The sequence below is a fragment of the Frankia sp. AiPs1 genome (assembly GCF_023716945.1).
GTDB lineage: Bacteria > Actinomycetota > Actinomycetes > Frankiales > Frankiaceae > Frankia.
Genome location: NZ_JAMQQF010000589.1, coordinates 1 through 3,685 on the forward strand (window position 1 = coordinate 1; position 3,685 = coordinate 3,685).

General features: G+C 71.6%; 3 protein-coding genes. 2 read left to right on the forward strand and 1 reads right to left on the reverse strand.

The genetic code is table 11. The features are described 5' to 3' along the window. Positions 1 to 54: 54 nt before the first annotated feature. Complete coding sequence (locus ND748_RS27880) at positions 55 to 978, reverse strand: DUF4394 domain-containing protein (RefSeq protein WP_251749171.1); 924 nt, start codon at positions 976 to 978, stop codon at positions 55 to 57. 251 nt (positions 979 to 1,229) lie between these two features. On the opposite strand from ND748_RS27880, the gene rpsR reads away from it, so the two are divergent. Both rpsR and ND748_RS27890 read left to right on the forward strand, forming a co-directional pair. After that, positions 1,230 to 1,484, forward strand: coding sequence for a 30S ribosomal protein S18 (gene rpsR / locus ND748_RS27885; RefSeq protein WP_251749172.1), 255 nt, complete (start codon positions 1,230 to 1,232; stop codon positions 1,482 to 1,484). An 820-nt stretch (positions 1,485 to 2,304) separates the two neighbouring features. Continuing rightward, a partial coding sequence (locus ND748_RS27890) for an ATP-binding protein (protein ID WP_251749173.1) occupies positions 2,305 to 3,685 on the forward strand: 1,381 nt, incomplete at its 3' end.

Consider the following 3,685-nt stretch of genomic DNA (forward strand, 5'->3'; position numbering starts at 1 on the left):
CCCCCCCCCCCCCCCCCGCCGTGGGCCTGCCGGCAGGCCCGGCTGGGCGGCCCGCTACTGGTTCGGCGGGATCGCGATGTCGACGACCTGGGCGTTGCCCGGGAACGAGCCGTGGACGCGGACCCGCCCGGTCAGCAGGTCGATCTCGGCCAGCCGGTAGGAGGTCCCGACCGGCAGGGTCGCGAACGCCTGGTTGTCGACCGCCCGGCCGTTCGACCGCCGGGTGAAGATGTCGAAGCCGGCGTTGCCGGTGACGGGCAGGCCGAGCTGCCCGGTCGGGACGAGCTCGCCGGAGTTGGCCGGCGAATCGACGTCCACCTGGCCGAGAATGGTGTTGATGTTGAACAGGGTGGTCGACGTCGACGGGTCCAGGTCGTTGTTGGTGTAGGCGGCACCGGTCAGGCCGGGCGCCGCGATGCCTGCCGGCGGGTAGTGCAGCGGCGTGTCGACGGCCGTGGTGCCGATCGGCGGGGTGCCGACCGGATCGTCGATGTTGTGCCGCAGGTTCTGGCCGGCGTTGCTGATGATGCGCAGCCGGTTGGCCGCCGGGTTGAAGTCGACGCCGAAGGCAGTGCCGCTGAGCGCCACCGTGAGGTGAGACACCAGGGTTGCGACCGCGGTGGAAGTGTTGATCACATAGATGCCGCCGAGGTTGCCGACGCCGTAGAGCCGGCCGTTCTGCACCCGGTAGTCGATCCCGATGAGGCTCGTGTCGCCGCCGACGAGGCCGGTGACCTGGCCGATCCGCGTCAGATGGGAGGGCGAGTCGACGTCGAAGTGGACCAGCCGGCCCGTGGTCGTCAGGCCGACCGCCCGCAGGCCGTCGAACAGCGCCGGGCGCTGTTCGACGGCTGAGGCACCCGCGGCTGCGGGAGCGGCGCTCGCCGCCCCGGCCAGGCCGGGGAGGGCGGCGACGATTCCGGCGGCCAGTGCGGCGGTGAGTGCTGCCGCGCGTGCCGGGGAATGTCTTCTACTCACGAGAGTCTCCTTCTGAACGTCGGTTTGAGGCGGAAGGCCGCGATCCTCGTCACCCCACGTGACCACCACCCGGCCGCAGTAGATGCTTAGCGTTACCTGAAATCAACGATGTGCAGGATCGGCGGTTTGCCGCCAAACCGGGGTGGGCGGCGCCGGCACGGCGACCGCACGCGGATCGCCGTCGCCCGACCATCACTGCGCGCTGCGTGAGATAACCGAGTTGGCGCCGACGGTCGACAGGAGGTCATCACATGCCCACGCGTCGCGCCCCGAAGCCGGGACTGCGCAAGAAGCCGAACATTCTCCGCGAACGCGGGATCACCTACGTCGATTACAAGGACATCGCCCTGCTGCGCCAATTCATTTCGGACCGGGGCAAGATCCGGGCACGACGGATCACCGGACTGACTCCCCGCCAGCACCGAGAGGTGACTCGGGCGATCAAGAACGCCCGGGAGATGGCGCTGTTGCCCTATCCCGGCCCCGCCGTGACCCGGAGCCGCTGAGCGCGCCGTACCGCTGCGCACCCGCACCGCACACACGCACCCCCCGCACGCACCCCCGCCGCACGCGCCCGCGGCACTGCACACACCACTACTGCACCGCGCCCGTCGCCGGCAGCGCGCCTTCCAGGTTCTTCCGATGGCCCGAAGGTGCCAGCAGTCCGCCTGCGGTCCGGTCCACGACGGCATCCGCACCGCCGGGCGACCGCTATGCGGGGAATCCACGAGACGGCGCCGCGGCGTCGCCATATCGGCCAGATGCCACCAAATCGTCACTAATGCTCCGGGCAAACGGGGCATTCCGGGAAGGTGGCGGCGAATCTAGGCCGTTCGCGCATATGCAGGACCGCCGCCTCTGGCGAAACCGCTCCCTTGTCCCGGGATGGTTCCGGACAGTTCCGGGGACCATCCGGGGACAACAGTGCCCCATCCCTGCCACTAGGGGTAAATCATCCCGCTCAATGCTGGTTGCTGGCCGTCTGCGAGCCGTGAATGCGCGCCTAGGCTGTCCGACATCGCCGCCGACCCGGGCCGGCGGCCGCCGGTGACCTGGGCACCTCGTCCACAACAGGCCGAATCGGCGCGGTCCTACCAGCCGGATCATCGTGGTCCACCGGCGGGACCGGCCAGATTCACCGGTGACACAGACGAGACCAGCGACACAGGCGACACAGGCGAGACCGGGGGGTCGAGACCGTGGCAGTCACGTATCTGAGCCGACGCATGTCCCACCCCGAACGCGCCCACGGCCCGCGGCGCGCCATCGGCGGCCATCCGGACCATCCCCGCGCGCTCGCCACCAGCCGCTGACGAGGACCGCCTCATGCCGACACATGCCTCGCCCGTCCGCCGCGGTCCCCGTGCCCTGACCGACCAGACGCCCGTCGTCCTGCTGATCGCCGTGCTGGCCGTCGTTGGCGCGGGGGCGTGGGCGAACGCCGCGACCGCCGGTCCGGATCGGCCGCCGGTGATCGTATCCGCGGTGGTGGCCACCGCCGTCGTGCTGCTCACCGTCGCGCTCGCGCTCGGCCGCGGTCGGGCCGTGCGCCGGTTGCGCAGCCAGGTCACCGACCTGGAGAACCGGCTCGCGGGCGCGCAGGTACAGGTCCAAACGCAGAACACCCGCGCCGCCCAGCTCGCCGACCAGATTCTGCCTGCGGTCGTCAAGCGGCTGCGTGACGGTGCCTCACCCGAGGTCGCGCTCGCCGAGATAGCCGAGATAGCCGAGATCACTGAAATGGCCGAAATCGGCGCCGCAGGCACCACCGACCCGCGCCTCCCCCGCGGAACCGACCCAGCCGAATGGATCGACCCGGCCGGCCGGCCGGCCATCGTCCAGGAGACGGGCGTCGTCGGGGACGCCGCCGCGAGCTGGGGTGTCGGCGACGAGGACCGCGAGGCCCGGGAGACACACCGGCGCATCCTGCGCACGCTTGCGACGGAGATCGGTCGTGGCGAACGGATGCGCGCCGCCGCGATGTCCGCCTGCGCCAACGCGGCCGGCCGGGTGCAGGCCCTGGCGACGAGCATGCTCGCGGACCTGCGCGAGATGGAGGAGCGCCACGACGAGGAGGTCTTCGGCGATCTGCTCCGCCTGGACCACGCGACCGCGCAGGCGGGCCGACTGGCGGACAGCATCGCTGTGCTGACCGGCGCCCGCACCGGGCGACGATGGACCAAGCCCATCGTGATGGAGAGCATCCTGCGCGGCGCGGTCGGCCGGATCAGCGCCTACCAGCGGGTCCGCCTGCACTCGACGAGCACGGTCGCGGTCGCCGGCTACGCCGCGGAGGGCGTCATGCACGCCCTCGCCGAGCTGATGGACAACGCGACCAGCTTCTCGCCTCCGTCGGAGGAGGTGCACGTCTACGTGGAAGAGGTCCAGGCCGGCATCGTCGTGACGATCGAGGACGGCGGCCTGGTCATGGGGCCCGCCGCGCTGCGCCGTGCCGAGGCTGCGGTCTCGGCGGAGCCGCTGGATCTGACCACGCTGTCCGGCACCCGCCTGGGCCTGGCCGTCGTCGGCGTGCTTGCCCGCAAGCACGGTCTGACGGTGTCGTTCCGGCCGTCCTCGCGCGGTGGCACCGGCGTCGTGGTGATGATTCCCCGCCGGCTCATCACCCAGCCGCGGCCGAACCCCGCCGCAGCCAGGCTGCCAGCAGACAAGATCGCCGGGGCGGCCGCGGCCGCCCCGGGCGCGGCGG